This is a genomic window from Pseudovibrio sp. Tun.PSC04-5.I4 (assembly GCF_900104145.1).
Classification (GTDB): Bacteria; Pseudomonadota; Alphaproteobacteria; order Rhizobiales; family Stappiaceae; genus Pseudovibrio.
In genome coordinates this window covers 3152574-3168312 of the sequence record NZ_FNLB01000006.1, presented here as the reverse complement: position 1 = coordinate 3168312, position 15739 = coordinate 3152574, and the positions used below count along the sequence as shown (strand labels likewise).

16 protein-coding genes and 1 riboswitch are annotated in these 15739 nt (G+C 50.1%); of the genes, 12 read left to right on the top strand and 4 right to left on the bottom strand.

The window, feature by feature from the left end:
* Nucleotides 1-15: 15 nt before the first annotated feature.
* Together hisC and BLS62_RS20020 are read right to left on the bottom strand one after the other, a co-directional pair.
* Nucleotides 16-1113, bottom strand: coding sequence for a histidinol-phosphate transaminase (gene hisC / locus BLS62_RS20025; RefSeq protein WP_093184646.1), 1098 nt, complete (start codon nt 1111-1113; stop codon nt 16-18).
* Between the two features lie 32 nt (nt 1114-1145).
* The gene (locus BLS62_RS20020) at nt 1146-2027 is read right to left on the bottom strand and encodes a chorismate mutase (protein WP_093184642.1); all 882 of its coding nucleotides are present in this window, start codon (nt 2025-2027) and stop codon (nt 1146-1148) included.
* 243 nt (nt 2028-2270) lie between these two features.
* On the opposite strand from BLS62_RS20020, the gene BLS62_RS20015 reads away from it, so the two are divergent.
* From BLS62_RS20015 to BLS62_RS20005, 3 genes are read left to right on the top strand one after another with little or no spacing between them, the layout of a single operon-like run.
* Nucleotides 2271-3428 carry a homoserine O-acetyltransferase MetX gene (locus tag BLS62_RS20015; RefSeq protein WP_244283653.1) on the top strand — a complete coding sequence of 386 codons (1158 nt, stop codon included), beginning with the start codon at nt 2271-2273 and terminating at the stop codon, nt 3426-3428.
* A gap of 50 nt (nt 3429-3478) precedes the next feature.
* A complete protein-coding gene (gene metW / locus BLS62_RS20010) occupies nt 3479-4102 on the top strand; it encodes a methionine biosynthesis protein MetW (protein ID WP_093184634.1) in 624 nt (207 codons plus the stop codon).
* 36 nt (nt 4103-4138) lie between these two features.
* Nucleotides 4139-4603, top strand: a complete 465-nt coding sequence (locus BLS62_RS20005; protein ID WP_093184629.1) for a hypothetical protein — start codon at nt 4139-4141, stop codon at nt 4601-4603.
* Here BLS62_RS20005 and BLS62_RS20000 read toward each other — a convergent pair.
* Nucleotides 4590-5351: a class I SAM-dependent methyltransferase gene (locus BLS62_RS20000; RefSeq protein WP_093184624.1), complete on the bottom strand. Its 762-nt coding sequence runs from the start codon at nt 5349-5351 to the stop codon at nt 4590-4592. The genes BLS62_RS20005 and BLS62_RS20000 overlap by 14 nt on opposite strands.
* A gap of 184 nt (nt 5352-5535) precedes the next feature.
* On the opposite strand from BLS62_RS20000, the gene gloB reads away from it, so the two are divergent.
* The 6 genes from gloB (at nt 5536) to BLS62_RS19965 (ending at nt 11872) form a co-directional block, all read left to right on the top strand.
* Nucleotides 5536-6309, top strand: coding sequence for a hydroxyacylglutathione hydrolase (gloB, locus tag BLS62_RS19995; protein WP_093184618.1), 774 nt, complete (start codon nt 5536-5538; stop codon nt 6307-6309).
* Complete coding sequence (locus BLS62_RS19990; protein WP_093184613.1) at nt 6309-6752, top strand: cupin domain-containing protein; 444 nt, start codon at nt 6309-6311, stop codon at nt 6750-6752. The genes gloB and BLS62_RS19990 overlap by 1 nt, the downstream gene beginning before the upstream one ends.
* 484 nt (nt 6753-7236) lie before the next feature.
* Nucleotides 7237-8481 (top strand): argininosuccinate synthase, encoded by a 1245-nt coding sequence (locus BLS62_RS19985; RefSeq protein WP_093184610.1) that lies wholly within the window; start codon nt 7237-7239, stop codon nt 8479-8481.
* A 222-nt stretch (nt 8482-8703) separates the two neighbouring features.
* The gene (locus tag BLS62_RS19980) at nt 8704-9588 is read left to right on the top strand and encodes a D-hexose-6-phosphate mutarotase (RefSeq protein ID WP_093184605.1); all 885 of its coding nucleotides are present in this window, start codon (nt 8704-8706) and stop codon (nt 9586-9588) included.
* Nucleotides 9589-10137: 549 nt separating this feature from the next.
* The gene (locus BLS62_RS19970; protein WP_093184597.1) at nt 10138-11355 is read left to right on the top strand and encodes a winged helix-turn-helix domain-containing protein; all 1218 of its coding nucleotides are present in this window, start codon (nt 10138-10140) and stop codon (nt 11353-11355) included.
* A gap of 85 nt (nt 11356-11440) precedes the next feature.
* Nucleotides 11441-11872, top strand: a complete 432-nt coding sequence (locus BLS62_RS19965; protein ID WP_093184593.1) for a hypothetical protein — start codon at nt 11441-11443, stop codon at nt 11870-11872.
* A 70-nt stretch (nt 11873-11942) separates the two neighbouring features.
* On the opposite strand, the gene BLS62_RS19960 is transcribed toward BLS62_RS19965, so the two are convergent.
* The gene (locus tag BLS62_RS19960; RefSeq protein WP_093184590.1) at nt 11943-13133 is read right to left on the bottom strand and encodes an O-succinylhomoserine sulfhydrylase; all 1191 of its coding nucleotides are present in this window, start codon (nt 13131-13133) and stop codon (nt 11943-11945) included.
* Nucleotides 13134-13201: 68 nt separating this feature from the next.
* A riboswitch (SAM riboswitch) is annotated at nt 13202-13279 on the bottom strand.
* Nucleotides 13280-13381: 102 nt separating this feature from the next.
* Here BLS62_RS19960 and BLS62_RS19955 point away from each other — a divergent pair.
* The 3 genes from BLS62_RS19955 (at nt 13382) to BLS62_RS19945 (ending at nt 15617) form a co-directional block, all read left to right on the top strand.
* Nucleotides 13382-14497, top strand: coding sequence for a 2'-deoxycytidine 5'-triphosphate deaminase (locus BLS62_RS19955; RefSeq protein WP_208990979.1), 1116 nt, complete (start codon nt 13382-13384; stop codon nt 14495-14497).
* 4 nt (nt 14498-14501) lie between these two features.
* Nucleotides 14502-15050 carry a YigZ family protein gene (locus tag BLS62_RS19950; protein WP_093184581.1) on the top strand — a complete coding sequence of 183 codons (549 nt, stop codon included), beginning with the start codon at nt 14502-14504 and terminating at the stop codon, nt 15048-15050.
* A 159-nt stretch (nt 15051-15209) separates the two neighbouring features.
* On the top strand, nt 15210-15617 hold the full coding sequence (locus tag BLS62_RS19945; protein WP_093184576.1) for a hypothetical protein: 408 nt from the start codon (nt 15210-15212) through the stop codon (nt 15615-15617).
* The last annotated feature ends 122 nt before the right edge of the window (nt 15618-15739 follow it).

Genomic DNA, 15739 nt, shown 5'->3' with positions numbered 1-15739 from the left:
AACCTTCTATTAGGACTACTTCAGAAATTCAGTGAGAGCAGCAACAACATCTTTGTTAGCTTCCTCACTACCGATTGACATGCGCAATGCATTGTCAAATCCATAAGCTTTCACCTGCCGCAGGACACATCCTCTCTCAAGAAGATAAGCATCCGCATCAGCTGCGCGCTTTCCCTGCTCTTCAGGAAAATGGATCAGTATGAAATTGCCTACACTTGGCGTAACGTCAAGGCCAAGTTTAACAAGTTCACCAACTACCCACGGTAACCACTTATCATTGTGGCTAATAGCCTGCTCAATGAAAGCCTGATCACGAACCGCTGCAGCCCCGGCAGCAATTGCTGCTGAATTCATATTGAACGGGCCGCGAATACGATTCAGTGCATCAATAATATGCTCAGGGCCATATGCCCAACCCAGACGCAAGGCTGGCAAGCCATAAGCTTTTGAGAAGGTGCGTGTCATCACAACATTCTCAAAATCATTAACCTGCTCAATGCCCGCCTGATAGTCAGTGCGGCGCACGTATTCAGCATAGGCTGCGTCCAATACCAAAATACAGGACTTTGGCAGGCCAGCGTGCAAACGCTTCACTTCATCAAACGGAATATATGTACCAGTTGGATTATTCGGGTTCGCGATGAAAACCATTTTGGTCTTCTCGGTCACACGCTCCAAAATCGCATCTACGTCCGTTGTCAGGTCTTTTTCTGGCGCGATAACAGGTTTTGCACCTGCAGCAAGGATAGCAATTTTGTAAACGAGGAAGCCATGCGTTGTGTAAATCGCTTCATCGCCTTCACTCAAATAAGCATAGGCGAGAAGGCTCAGAACTTCATCAGAACCACAACCACAAAGAACCCGCTCAGGGTTCAGTCCGTAAACCTCACCAATCGCTTCGCGAAGCTCATAGGCGCTGCCATCCGGGTAGAATTGAAGCTCGGTCAGTGAACGATATGCATCCAACGCTTTAGGGCTTGCCCCCATAGGAGACTCGTTAGAAGAGAGTTTGTGCAGTTTATGTCCGCCATTTGCCTTCGTTTTACCGGGCACATAAGGGTCAATTGCCAACACACCAGCACGAGGGACAGGGCGTACTACCTGCTCTTCCATCAAATCATTCCTTCATTCAAAAACCGCATAGCTTAAATATTTGCGTCTACTTCACTATCAAATTCATCATCTAGGTCAAGCGGTGCAGGGTATCCACCAACTGACCTAAGTTTATCTGGCATGGCTTCAGCCTCACCAAAAATTCCAGTCAGCTCATTTTCAGAAATGTCGCCGGGTACAGCCAATAGCGCATCTACGCCTTCAAAGCTGCGATAAAAACTCAACACTTCGATACCTTTATGCATCAATGAGTTCGGCATAGTGCCCGTCCAACGCACATCATAGATGCAAATATCCGGCTTTTCAGTCTCCACTGTCTGCGCAGCAATAACCAACACTGGCAAATCAGCAGGCCGCTCCTGCATTACCAAAAACGGAAGCCGTGAAATAATAGAAGGCCCTTTGGAACCATCTTCCCTTTCACCCAGCCCACGCCACCAAGGCGTGTCAGCACGCTCTTCTAAAGCGACTATTCCAAGATCACTCTGTGAATTATCAACTTCAGAAAGAACGGCAGAGGGGTCAATTTCACGCAGAAAATCAATTGCAAACCCAAAATAGAACCGTGCCAACTCACTCATCGCGACTCGATCAGCGCTGCCGTCAAGGTGCACACGATAAGTTGTCTGGGTATTCGTGAGGGAAGATATTACCTCCCGCCAGATGTGCTCAAGTGACAGAACAGGGAGAACTCCCTTATGGTTCTCAACCAATCGCCGCATAATTTCTGCTTCACGAGAGGGACGAAAAACAGCATGCATAGAACCTTGTTCAGCTTTTGCCGCAACAATATGCTCAATCAAGTCCGCTCGTTCCATCAACAAGGCGTGCAACTTATCATCAACTTCATCCAGCTTATCTCGGACTTGAGACAAACTCTTTTTTCCACCCACCGCAGATGCAGACCCAGACATTGTACTAACTCACTCAAAATATTGAACAGTCCCTTAGCGAATTCATAGAAAACTCCGAGGATGAAAGCAAAAGAAAACATTGACACACTGCCAATAGGCACATAGCAAAAACGCACTTGCAATCCCTTAGAGGAACGCCCAATTCGCTTCAACGAGCACTCGGAAGAAAACATGACTGAGACTGCCAGCGCTACACCGGAGAAGACTCCGATTACCTCGCCCTCAACACAAACCAGTGTTGCAATGGAGCAGATGGATACGCCTGCCAGCAAGCTCATGCGATTTGGACCAGAAAACCCTTTACGCCTCGATGAAGGTACAGAACTTGCCCCATGGCAGATTGCCTATGAGACTTACGGCGAGCTCAATGAAGACAAAACCAACGCTATTTTGGCGTGCCACGCTCTAACCGGCGATCAGTATGTGGCCTCAGAAAACCCGGTAACTGGCAAGCCCGGTTGGTGGTCTATGATGATTGGTCCCGGTAGACCTGTTGATACTGACAAATATTTTGTCATCTGTGCCAACGTCCTCGGCGGATGCCTTGGAACAACAGGCCCAGCCTCAGCCAACCCAAAGACTGGCGAGACCTACGGCCTTGACCTACCCGTCGTTACAATCGGCGACATGGTTCGCTCGCAGGCCAAACTGGTTGAAGCTCTGGGCATTGAAACACTGTTCGCAGTGGTTGGCGGGTCCATGGGCGGCATGCAGGTTCTGCAATGGGCCGCAGCCTATCCGGAAAAGGTATTCGCCGCCGTTCCAATCGCATCCGGAGCAAGGCACTCCAGCCAGAACATTGCTTTCCATGAAGTTGGCCGGCAAGCAGTCATGGCAGATCCTGACTGGTGCCACGGCCAATATGCCAAGGAAGGCAAGCGCCCAACCAAGGGCCTTTCTGTTGCACGGATGGCAGCACACATCACTTATATGTCGGACGCTTCGCTGCACAGCAAGTTCGGACGTAATCTGCAAGATCGCTCAGCCATCACCTTTGGTTTTGATGCAGACTTCCAGATCGAGAGTTACCTGCGCCATCAGGGTATGACATTCGTAGATCGCTTTGATGCGAATTCTTATTTGTACGTCACCCGAGCGATGGACTATTTCGACCTTGCAGCAGCACATGGCGGCAAGCTCGCCAATGCCTTTTTGCATACTCCAACGCGCTTCTGCGTCATGTCTTTTACAACCGACTGGCTCTTCCCAACTTCGGAAAGCAAAGATGTTGTCCGCGCACTCAACGCTGCAGCAGCAAACGTCTCATTTGTTGAGATCGAAAGCTCACGCGGTCATGATGCATTCCTGCTTGATGAACCTGAATTGTTCAAAACCATGCGTGGCTTCCTAACAGGAGCTGCAAAAGCACGGGGCATCCCCGCCCCCGGCAATGGCGAATAACCATCGCCCGCATGAAACAATGAAGTTCATTCAATACAGGTAGACCTATTATGACGAAGTCTGATTTGAAAAATGTACGCGGCGATCATCGAATTCTCTGCGATTTTGTAACACCGGGCGCTCGCGTGCTTGATATTGGCTGCGGGACTGGGAAACTGCTGGAACTCCTCATAGAAACACGAGGCGTTGATGGGCGTGGATTTGACACTGCTCAGCAGGGCGTAAACGAAGCCGTTTCCCGCGGACTCTCAGTGGTTCAAGGTGATGCAGATACAGACCTTGAAGCTTACCCGGATGATGCGTTCGACTACGCCATCCTGAGCCATACGCTGCAAGCCACAATGGACCCTAAGCAAGTTCTGGAGCAGTTGCTGCGTATCGGCAAACGAGTTGTGGTTTCCTTCCCCAACTTCGGTCACTGGCGTAACCGCATGCAGCTTCTGTTCAAGGGTAGAATGCCCGTGACAGATTACCTACCTTACCAATGGTACGACACGCCAAACATCCATTTCTGCACCATTCGGGACTTTGTTGAACTGTCAAAAGAAGTCGACGCCAAAGTCATTCAGGCAGAAGCTTTGGACGCCAGAGGCCAACGTATCAGTTTCAAAGCCCCATGGTGGGTTTGGAACCTGATCGGCGATCAGGCCGTATTCCTTCTGGAACGCAAATAGTTAATTTATCGACACATATATTTTTAGGAACCTTAGATGCTACAACTCATTACCGGTGCCCCTTTGTGGGTATGGCCCTTGCTTGCCCTGTTGATTTTTTTGGGCATAAAATCTTCAAAACAACGGCAAACCTCAGTTAAAACCGCCTATTTCCTGCCCTTTTTAGGCCTCATAACCATCAACGGCATCATTACCCTACCAAACCCGTCTCTCAGCTGGTCCGCATTCTTTTTGGTATACGCGCTCTTAGCTGGAGCAGCTTATCATTTGCAAAAACGCTGGGTGTTGGCGCGAGATGGAGATCAGGTCACACTTGCAGGCGAATGGTTTACTCTTTGCATTCTCATGACCCAATTCGTAATAAATTATGCGAGTAAAGCGATAAATGCAGTGAACCCAGATCTTTACACGAATCCGGTATTCCTGATTGCATTCGCGTCAGTTATTGGGGCAACCTCAGGTACATTTTTGGGCAGAGCCCTCTGCATTATTCGTGGTTAGTACGCACCTGAGCACCAGCCGGTTTTCCATCAGGCAAAAAAACCGGACGTAAAACACGCGCCACCTTGCTTGCACGCTGTGGAATGCCACGGTAAATCTGCTTCTCAGCTTCGGTCACAAGCACCCCTGCAAAAGCAGACCAGGCAACAGCCCCAAGACGCTCAAAACTGCGTGCATTCTTCAACACCAGTTTTGAGTTTGTCGGTGGGACAAACAGCGCCTCTTCGCGAGAGATCACGGATAAATGGTGATTGTTCAGAAAGTTATCCAGCTGCGGTCGTGAATAGGGCCGACCGTATCCAAACGGCGAAACCTCAGACCGCGCCCATGCACCGCGCCTGTTCGGTACGATGACCATAACGCGCCCGCCGGGGGCCAAAACCCGATAAACTTCCTCCAACATTGCACCCGGTTCACCAGCCATTTCCAATGCATGCACCAGCAAAATTCGGTCAATGCAGGAATCTGGAAGCGGCAATTGTCCGGCTTCCATGAGAAATGCTTTGTTCGGGGTTTCCACCTCACGAGGCCATTTCACCACCCCTTGTGCAGCAGGCATACCGGCAAATACGCGATTGGTCTTCTTTAAGTAGGGCCGAAGATACGGCGCAGCATACCCAATGCCGAGCAAACTCTGCCCACGCATTTCCGGCCAGAGCATTTTTACGCGGCTCCCAACCAGCACTCGGAGCATACGCCCGAGCGGCAGATCGTAGAACTCTTTCAAATGAGTAACATCAAGATACAACTGGCTCTCCGCGTCTTGCCTTTAATTATCATGGGGTGCCTAAGGCTGCGACGCAACGCTTCTTCCAAATGATTTGCAATCATAAATCAACCACACCCAGAGTTTTGTCAATTTGCTGTTGAATTTACCAGCGTGTCCACCCATGATCCCCCTGTGATTTTGTTGCATGTCTGGGAGCGCGCTGATGATTGAAGTTGAAGTACGGCAGTTTAGTTGTCTGAAAGATAATTTCGGCGTTCTCATTCACCACCCTGAAAGCGGAAGCACTGTAGCAATAGATGTACCGGAAGCAGCGCCTTACCTTGAAGTCTTGAAGGAAACTGGCTGGAAACTCACCGACATTTTGATAACCCATCATCATTGGGATCACGTCGGCGGTCTTACTGAGCTTTCCGAAAAAACCGGCGCAAAGGTGACAGGCCCGGAAAGAGCCCGCCAGCACCTTACCGGCCTCAACAAATTTGTCGAAGACGGTGATGACATCCTCGTTGGTCCAATCGCTGTAAAGGCAATCGGCACTCCCGGTCACACATTGGATCATATCTCGTGGTGGTTCCAGGAAGCAGGTATAGCTCATACCGGAGATACGCTTTTCGCGTTGGGCTGTGGCCGAGTGTTTGAAGGTGATGCCGAAATGATGTGGGCATCCCTCAGCCACCTGGCAAACACCTTGCCACCAGAAACCACCATCTATTGCGGCCATGAGTACACATTGGCTAACGCCAAATTTGCACTCACTATCGATCCAAACAATCAGGCTCTTCAGGAGCGTACAAAACGCATTGAAGCTCTGAGAGAAGTAGGACGACCAACCCTGCCAACTTCAATGGCAGCTGAGCTATCTACCAACCCATTTTTGCGCGTTAGAGATGCTGAAATACAGAAAACCCTGAATATGGTCGACGCCGATCCAGCGGATATCTTTGCTGAAATCCGACGTCGCAAGGATATTTTCTGATGAAGTCAGATCAACTGACCGCCACGACTTCAGCTGAAGACATTATCACTGCGCTTAAAATGATAGAGCACCCCGAAGGGGGTTATTACGCCGAGACTTTTCGAGATACCGAAGGTCCTGTTGGACGTGGGTATTCAACTGCAATCTACTATCTTTTGAAGAAAGGCCAGAAATCTCATTGGCACAAAATTGATGCCATCGAGACGTGGCACTATTACGGTGGCGCACCTCTCCTCCTCTCCATCAGTTCAGAAGCAGAAGGCCGAACAGACCTCACTCTGGGCATGGACATTATGAAGGGCGAACGCCCGCAAGGAATCGTCCCACGTCAAGCTTGGCAGTCTGCTCAGAGCCTTGGCGAATGGACACTTGTGGGTTGCACGGTCGCTCCTGGTTTTCTGTTTGAAGGATTTGAGTTAGCTCCTGAAAACTGGGAACCATAAATCAAACTAACTGGATTCGACTCAGTTAACGTCCAGAACCTTGATCAAAAATCAAAACACCGGACACCATTAAAAATACACGCACTCACCTGAGGGAAACCTTCGTATATACAGTGGATGGTGCAGAGACCCTGAGAAAAACCGGCCAATTTCGGTCAATAACATCTATGTTCTCTCGTTTAAATTATTGAGAGATCATACAGTTTTGTTGAGGCTCAACGGCCCCTTTACTCGTACAACAACCCATCAAGCGACCCACTCAACCACTGATATCTCAATAATTTCAAATGCTTATCTGAAATACAAACCACCGTGTAAATTTTCCCGCTCCGACTAATATGACCAACGTATAAAGACTGAGTACTTCGACGCTTAAAATATTCGCATTCAATGACCAATAGCTACTTGCGTTGCTGGCTGCGCTCGGTAAATTGCGCCCCGTAGGCGCTATACGCGCCAGGACACACTATTTGGATATTAATCTATGGCCCAAGGCGACATCAAAAAGGTTGTGCTAGCCTATTCTGGCGGGCTCGACACCTCGATTATTCTCAAGTGGTTGCAGACCGAATACGGCTGCGAAGTTGTAACTTTTACCGCTGACTTAGGTCAGGGTGAAGAGTTGGAACCAGCCCGACGAAAAGCTGAACTGCTTGGCATTCGAGAAATCCACATTGATGATCTCCGAGAGGAATTCATTCGGGACTACGTGTTCCCAATGTTCCGGGCTAACGCAGTTTACGAAGGCGTTTACCTTCTCGGCACATCCATCGCACGCCCGCTCATTTCCAAGCGTCTCATCGAGATTGCAGAGGAAACTGGAGCTGATGCTGTTGCGCATGGGGCTACCGGCAAAGGCAACGATCAGGTTCGTTTCGAGCTGGCATGCTACGCCCTGAACCCAGACATCAAGGTGATCGCACCTTGGCGCGACTGGACGCTAAAATCCCGTACCGACCTGATCGAGTTTGCTGAACAGCACCAGATTCCGGTACCAAAGGACAAGCGCGGCGAAGCACCGTTCTCCGTAGATGCAAACATGCTGCATTCGTCTTCCGAAGGTAAAGTCCTGGAAGATCCGAATGAGGAAGCTCCGGAATACGTCTTCCAGCGGACCGTCAGCCCGATGGATGCACCTGACGAAGCAACTGAGATCGAAATTGGCTTTGAAAAAGGCGATGCATGCTCCATCAACGGCGTGCACATGTCTCCGGCAACTCTGTTTGCCAAGCTGAACGACTATGGTCGCGACAATGGCATTGGTCGCCTCGATCTGGTTGAAAACCGCTTCGTTGGCATGAAATCCCGCGGTATTTACGAGACCCCAGGCGGAACTATCCTCCTGACAGCACACCGCACGATGGAATCCATCACTCTGGACCGCGACGCCGCGCACCTCAAAGACGAGTTGATGCCTCGCTATGCAAAACTCATCTACAACGGTTTCTGGTTCTCTCCAGAACGTGAGATGCTGCAGGCAATGATCGATAAGTCTCAGGAACTTGTGGCAGGTACCGTTAAACTCAAGCTCTACAAAGGCAACGTGATCGTTGTTGGTCGTGCGTCTCCTTACTCTCTCTACTCAGAAGAGCTAGTGACCTTTGAAGATGACCACGGCGCCTACGACCAGAAAGACGCTGCTGGCTTCATCCGCCTCAATGCCCTGCGCTTGCGGACGCTAGCAAAGCGCAACAAAATGATCAAAGCAAACGAACTCACAAACGCCTAAAGGCCGGAGAGTTCTTAGCTTTGCTAACAATCACAAACCCGCGGTGGAAACACTGCGGGTTTTGTTATGGTGCATAATGCCGACTACTTAATACCCGCATCTATACTTGCTGCGCTACACCACCGCTGCCATACCAAGGAGTGTGTCACCAACCTTCACACCCCTTCAGCTGGGCGTTAAGTTGACGGCGTCCTCCTTACAAGGCCACGGATAGGCAGCATAATGTCAAGCACATCCACCATACAAACCACCAGCGTTAACGGCGTCTCCTTTGTCCAGCTCAAGTCAGGAGAGACTCGAGAAGCTATCCTCATCGAAAACGCGCACTCCAAGACGATGATTGCTCTAAACGGTGCTCATGTCATGTCATTCATTCCAAAAGGCAAGCCAGACTTGCTATGGATGTCACCCAAAAGCGAGCTTACTGCAGGTACCCCTATCCGCGGCGGTATACCACTTTGTTTGCCATGGTTTGGCCCCGGCATAGCTGAAAACCAGCCGATGCATGGTTTTGCGCGCGTCGTAGATTGGGCTGTTGCAAGCGTAAAGCAGACCGAAGATGGCGCAACAAAAATAGTGCTGGTCTTAGCCGATAGCCCAAAAAGTCACGAGGTTTGGCCGGTAGCCTTTGCGAGCCAACTGGAAATCACGGCTGGCACACAGCTGACGATGAAACTGTCATTCCAGAATAAAAGTAATAACACCCAGCGCCTAGAGTTTGCATTCCATACTTACTTCAATATTGGCGATACCAACAAAGTCAGCATTGAAGGTTTAGAGGGTTGCCACGGTATCGACCGCATGAACGACGACAGCTTGATAAATGTAGAAGGCCCCCTTGAGTTGGAAGGGGCCACAACTCGTTTCTTTTCTGGCATTCCAGAGCACCTCTTCCTCAACAGCCCAATGGGACAGATCTCAATCTCAGGTGACCAGAAATCCTGCATGGTCTGGAATCCCGGAGAAGCCGCGGCAAAGGTCGCTGACATTGGTGCAGGGGCAGAGGCTAATTTTGTCTGCGTTGAACGTGTAGATGCAATGGATACTGCAATTACGCTCAAGCCATCAGCAACTTACACAGCAAGTATGGCCATCGGTTGGAGCTGAACTATCCGACATTCTCAACAAGCCCGCGGTAGAAACACTGCGGGTTTTGATTGCCTAAGCCGCCGTTACTTCTTTTGAAGCAACGGTTCTACTTTCCCTAGAAACATTTAGTGCATAAAATTTTCATTCTCCGCCCCAGCATAAACATCCCTTTGCTTCAAAAAACGCCTCGCCCAATTCAACAGGAAGAAACTCAGCCGTGAACCAATTTGCGACTTCTTTTTGAACCCTTGTGTCAGTCATACAAAATGCACCATTTAGAAATCAAATACTTCAGATCGTGCCACCTGCTAAATTCTCTCCCAAAAGAACTCCAGAAAACCTCCTCTCCTAAATAGCAATTACATCAGGTCGCCTGTGCAGTCAGACGAGGGAGATTCCCGTCAGAGGCAAAGTTCATAAGTAAAGCAGCTTCTCCCCTCACGACCTTAGAGCACAGAACATAAAAAGAACAAACCCACACTTTTCTTGGTATAATTGCTTGCGGAGTGACGTCCCCTCTCCTAGCCTCTAGGCATAATTTGAACATCCACCTGAGGTTTAGCATCTATGGACGCGCAGACATTCCTGAAACTCGATAACAGCTCTGCGCGCCGCTTATTCTTGCATAAGCACGCCCTTTTGGAGGCACCAACGGGTTCCTCAAAAGGCGAGGATCTCCTCAACCTGATCAAGCGCATTGGCTTTGTGCAGGTGGATAGCATCAACACAGTGGAACGGGCGCACCACATGATCCTGTGGTCTCGCCGTCAAAGTTATCGCCCCAAACATCTTGCTCAACTGCTGGAGAATGATCGCAGTTTGTTTGAACATTGGACGCACGACGCGTCCATAATCCCAACGGAATTTTTCCCTCATTGGCATTACCGCTTCAAACAAAGTTCGGAAAGCTTGCATACCAGATGGAAAGTTTGGCACAGCCCTGACTATCAAGCCAAGCTAAACAATATTCTGAAGCACATTGAAGAGAATGGCCCTGCAGGCACCTCAGACGTAGGTAAGGATGAAAAGCGCAGTAAAGGTGGATGGTGGGAGTGGAATCCATCAAAAACCGCTCTGGAATACCTCTGGCGGACGGGTAAAATCTCAGTCTCACATCGGCAGAACTTCCAAAAACTCTATGATCTCACGGAGCGCGTTATTCCCAACCCGCATCGCGATACGAAACTAGCACCAGAAGAAACCATCGATTGGGCTTGCAATTCAGCACTGGATCGCTTGGGCTTCGCAACACCTAATGAAATTGCAGCCTATTGGGATAAAATCAGCCTTGCAGATGCGCGGAGTTGGTGTGAGCAGGCATTTAAGCGTGATGAGATCATCAAGGTTGAGATTGAAGCAGCCAAGGGCACCAAACCAAAACTCTGTTTTGCTCGCCCTCATATCGAAGATGAGCTCTCCGCTTTAGACGATCCAATCCAGCGGGTTCGCGTGCTCAGTCCGTTTGATCCTGCCCTGCGCGACCGTAAACGCGCTGAATTTCTGTTTGATTTCAATTATCGCATCGAGATTTTCGTGCCTGAAGCCAAGCGACAATATGGCTATTACGTCTTCCCAGTTATGGAAGGGGACAAATTAATCGGGCGTATTGATATGAAACGCGAAAAAGCAAGCAACGCACTAGTCGTGAAAGGCTTTTGGCCAGAACCGGGCATTCAGTTGGGCAAAGGCCGCATTAAACGCATCACATCAGAACTTGAGCGTGCAACCCTCCTTGCGGGATGTGAAAATTTGCAAATACTGCACTCCTCAGGCCTAGAAAACTAAGCATCGCAATTACTGGTTGACCTATGTTAACTTAGCGTCATTGATCTTTTAACCTTATTTTCTTAGCAACTGAGGCAAATCTAAAATGATGGCCATTCCGCTCACGCTCTTTCCGCTTCTGGTTTACAATGCTGTAGCCTTTCGCTGGTTTGATGGGCTGGAACCTGTTTTGGATCAAGGATACAATGTCACCCCTTGGGCTGCTGTCATCTACAGCATCCCTCTTCCATCCGGCCTGGTCGTTCCACTGGATGTAGCAACAATCCTGCTTGGCGCATCATTGGTGCTGCTATTTGTTGAGATCATCAAAGCGACACGAACCTCTGCAATCTCTCTGGTCGATCACAGTTTATCCCTCATCATCCTTGTTGCTTACATCATCGAATTTCTATCGGTGCAGGAAGCTGCGACGCCGCTCTTCTTCCTTCTGCTGACCATCACGTTTTTGGATGTTATCGCCGGGTTTATCGTAACCATCTCAGGCGCACGCCGCGATCTGGCTGTTGGCGCAGGCTAATAAGCCACCCAACAAAAAGGGCACCATACAAGGCGCCCTTCCTAAACACATATTATGCAAGCAGGCAGCTTTAAGCTTTTAAGCTATCCAGCGCTCGTGAAACGTCTTCCAGCAGATCTTCAGGATCTTCCAGGCCGATAGACAGACGCAGTGTCTTGTCTGTGATGCCAAGCTCAACGCGAGCATCTTCGGCCACGCTCTGGTGCGTGGTGGTTGCCGGATGCGTAATCAGACTCTTCGCATCTCCAAGGTTGTTGGAAAGGCTAACAATATCCAGCGCATTGGAGAACTTGAACGCAGCCTCTTTGCCGCCCGCAAGATCAAACGCCAGCATAGTAGACCCACCCTGCATCTGCTTCTTCACAATATCAGCCTGCGGATGATCATCACGGCCCGGATAAACCAAACGGGACACTGCAGAATGATCTGCAAGGAAATTTGCAAGTTTGCCAGCTGTTGAAGTTTGACGTTCAACACGCAGAGAAAGCGTTTCCAAACCCTTGAGCAGAACCCATGCATTAAACGGGCTCATAGCCGGGCCTGTGTGCTTGAACGGGTCATGGAACTCTTCCACAATCCACTTTTCGTCAGAAAGCACGACACCACCCAGACAACGTCCCTGCCCATCAATGTGCTTAGTCGCAGAATAGATCACCACATCCGCACCCAAAGCCAGTGGGCTCTGCCAGATTGGCGTCGCAAACACGTTGTCTACTATAAGGCGTCCACCAGCTTCGTGAATAATATCTGCCACAGCAGCAATATCGATCACTTCAAGCGTCGGGTTGGTCGGGCTTTCAACGAAGGCCGCTCTCGTGTTTGGACGAATAGCTGCTTTCCATTGTTCAATATCAGTACCGTCAATCAGCGTGGATTCCACACCATAGCGTGGCAGCAATTTTTCGATGATGTATCGACAGGAACCGAACAGCGCTTTCGGCGCAATCACATGGTCGCCAGCCTTGACGCAGGCCATGATCGCAGAATTAACAGCCGCCATACCAGAAGCAGTACCGCGTGCAGCTTCCGCCCCTTCAAGAAGGCACATTCGCTCTTCAAACATCCCTACAGTCGGGTTTGCATACCGGGAATAGATGTACCCCGGATTATCGCCCAAAAAGCGCGCTTCCGCAGCCTCTGAGCTGTCGTAAACATACCCTTGCGTAAGGAAAAGAGCTTCGGATGTTTCACCAAAGCTGGAGCGTGTAGTGCCCCCATGAACAAGCCGTGTTGCAGGCTTCCAGTTCTTTGCGTCTGTCATCGCTCATTCCTGCCAGAAGAGGCTTACAGTGTGCCCCTTCAATAAAATACCCCGGCGCGAGCCGAGGTCTATACAAGAACCCGACCCTTTAGCTAGTTGTTTTACGTGGCTGCAAGCCGGTCGACCAAAACACCACGGAATATGCAGCATTTTTATCTCGAAAATACAGTAGGGTCAATCAATCAGCATAGGTTGCAGGCTTGGCGTTCGATCAAACTTACGTTAATCAGTAGCAAGACGAACTGAGTATGAGTGGGACAAGACCAACAATGACGGGCATTCTTCCGGCAAAAGCGATTAAAGCCATGTTTGCGCAAGGCGTAATTCGCGCTGACAATGCGCCTGATGAAGATCAGATCCAGCCTGCCAGCCTTGACCTGCGTTTAGGCGCAAAAGCATGGCGTGTACGCGCTTCTTTCCTACCCGGCCCAAATTCCAAGCTGGAAGATAAGCTGGAAAAAATTATCCTGCACGAGATCGATCTTTCTAAGAGCGCTGTGCTGGAAACCAACTGCGTTTATATCGTCCGCCTTCAGGAATCCCTAGCTCTTCCTGCCGAATTATCCGCAACAGCAAACCCAAAAAGCTCCACGGGCCGGATTGACGTGTTCACCCGCGTCATCACCGATCAAGGCCGCGCCTTTGACCGTGTAGAAGCTGGGTATACTGGGCCACTTTATGCCGAAATCTCCCCAAAAACCTTCCCAGTGTTGGTGCGCGAAGGCTCTCGCCTTTCGCAAATCCGGTTCCGCGATGGTGAAGTCATCATCAATGACAAAGACCTCAAAGCCATACATGAGGAGCACACGCTGGTCTCCGGCGGCATGGATGAAGACGCCATCAACAACGGCGTTCAGGTTTCTATCGATCTGAAAGGCAGCCTCATCGGTTACCGCGCCAAGCGCCACACAGGTATGATTGACGTTGACCGCAAAGACGCACACGACCCTGCTGATTTCTGGGAACCACTCCACAATCGCGGTGATGCAACGCTCATTTTAGATCCAAACGAGTTCTATATCCTTGTCTCTCAGGAAGCTATTCACGTTCCTCCGCAATATGCAGCAGAAATGGTTCCGTTTGACCCTTTGGTTGGTGAGTTCCGCGTGCACTACGCAGGCTTCTTTGATCCCGGTTTTGGTCATTCCAGCGTAGGCGGAGCAGGCTCTCGAGCAGTACTGGAAGTGCGCTCTCACAACGTGCCGTTCATCGTTGAACACGGCCAGACCGTTGGTCGTCTTGTTTATGAGCACATGGAAGAAGTTCCAGATACGCTCTATGGCGAAGGGATCGGCTCCAACTATCAGGGCCAGACGCTCAAGCTGTCCAAACATTTCAAATCCACTGAGCCAATGGGAGCATGACCCCATGCCCTTGTTCACCGTCGAACGCGAATACTTCGCCTCACTAGAGGAAAAGAAATCCCGCTTTCTAGCCTTTCTGGTGCCCCATGTTGATTTCGCGTCGACACTGGCAGACCTTCGCGATGAACACAAAAAGGCAAACCACCACGTCACCGCTTTCAGACGTATGCTTCCCGAGGGGCGCATAGATGAAGGCGGCAAAGATGATGGCGAACCGTCTGGCACATCCGGTATGCCAACGCTCAAAACACTCATTGGCGCCAATCTAGTGGATGTCGGCGTTATCATCGTGCGTTACTTTGGCGGAACAAAACTCGGTACTGGCGGCCTAGCTCGTGCTTATTCAGGCGCTGCTAATCTCGTAATTCGAGAAGCAGACCTTGTGCCATGGCTACGCCTAAAAACCCGCAGTGTCTCGGCTAGCTTCTCCAGCAGTGCCGAACTGGAACGCCAGATCATTCTGCTACAGCTGGAAGTCATAGAACGCACCTTCACAGAGGATGGCGTCACCCTCCTTGTCACTGGCCCGGAAGATCAGATCGACAAACTGTAACCTATTGAAATAACTAGCATTCCCATCACTAAATATTTCATATCTATATCGAAATATTTAAAATCCTAATAAATACTTAATGTTTGGCACGCGCCTTGCGACTTGAATGTCAGGAAACTGGCAATCGTCTCATTTTGAGACAGTCGGGGGAGTAAAGTTATGCGTGTCACCCGCACTGGAAAAACGATAAACACCAATGTAGGCGCCAACAATCGCAACCGCGATAGTGTTGATCCGCGCCGGGCCAACAATCGCGATCACAGAGAAGCCCCTGTCTCAAACAAAGACAACTATGGCGCGCCCGGCAAACAACTCGCTACTCAAGATGACATTCAGACAACTACACAACCTAGCTCTGCAAACCTGCACCTGGATCCGCAGCGCAAAATCGTCATCTTCCGCAGCAACTCAGCCTTCGTCGCGCACCTCATTGCCGTCAAAGAAAACGCTGCCCACCTGAGAACCCATCGCCGGGTAGAACCAGAAGACGGCATCAACAGCTACATCGCAACCGCCCGCGCCCCCCGCCAAATCGGCGAAGGCCGCATCATCCAGTATCATGTTTGAAACCACGTCATACGAGCTTCACGTACGCGCAATAGGTTCCCAATCGTCCCCAAATGGCGACGTCCTCAAGTCACCTAGAAAATCTTCGTGCTTTTGTTTCAGATCCCATTTTTCGATAACCT

Bases quoted from the DNA above. Each gene is read 5' to 3' on its own strand.
- BLS62_RS20020 (WP_093184642.1), bottom strand. From the start codon at position 2,027: ATGTCTGGGTCTGCATCTGCGGTGGGTGGAAAAAAGAGTTTGTCTCAA.
- BLS62_RS20005 (WP_093184629.1), top strand. From the start codon at position 4,139: ATGCTACAACTCATTACCGGTGCCCCTTTGTGGGTATGGCCCTTGCTT.
- BLS62_RS19980 (WP_093184605.1), top strand. From the start codon at position 8,704: ATGTCAAGCACATCCACCATACAAACCACCAGCGTTAACGGCGTCTCC.
- hisC (WP_093184646.1), bottom strand. From the start codon at position 1,113: ATGGAAGAGCAGGTAGTACGCCCTGTCCCTCGTGCTGGTGTGTTGGCA.
- BLS62_RS19990 (WP_093184613.1), top strand. From the start codon at position 6,309: ATGAAGTCAGATCAACTGACCGCCACGACTTCAGCTGAAGACATTATC.
- BLS62_RS19970 (WP_093184597.1), top strand. From the start codon at position 10,138: ATGGACGCGCAGACATTCCTGAAACTCGATAACAGCTCTGCGCGCCGC.
- gloB (WP_093184618.1), top strand. From the start codon at position 5,536: ATGATTGAAGTTGAAGTACGGCAGTTTAGTTGTCTGAAAGATAATTTC.
- BLS62_RS19950 (WP_093184581.1), top strand. From the start codon at position 14,502: ATGCCCTTGTTCACCGTCGAACGCGAATACTTCGCCTCACTAGAGGAA.
- BLS62_RS19965 (WP_093184593.1), top strand. From the start codon at position 11,441: ATGATGGCCATTCCGCTCACGCTCTTTCCGCTTCTGGTTTACAATGCT.
- BLS62_RS20015 (WP_244283653.1), top strand. From the start codon at position 2,271: ATGGAGCAGATGGATACGCCTGCCAGCAAGCTCATGCGATTTGGACCA.
- BLS62_RS19960 (WP_093184590.1), bottom strand. From the start codon at position 13,133: ATGACAGACGCAAAGAACTGGAAGCCTGCAACACGGCTTGTTCATGGG.
- BLS62_RS19985 (WP_093184610.1), top strand. From the start codon at position 7,237: ATGGCCCAAGGCGACATCAAAAAGGTTGTGCTAGCCTATTCTGGCGGG.
- metW (WP_093184634.1), top strand. From the start codon at position 3,479: ATGACGAAGTCTGATTTGAAAAATGTACGCGGCGATCATCGAATTCTC.
- BLS62_RS19945 (WP_093184576.1), top strand. From the start codon at position 15,210: ATGCGTGTCACCCGCACTGGAAAAACGATAAACACCAATGTAGGCGCC.
- BLS62_RS19955 (WP_208990979.1), top strand. From the start codon at position 13,382: ATGAGTGGGACAAGACCAACAATGACGGGCATTCTTCCGGCAAAAGCG.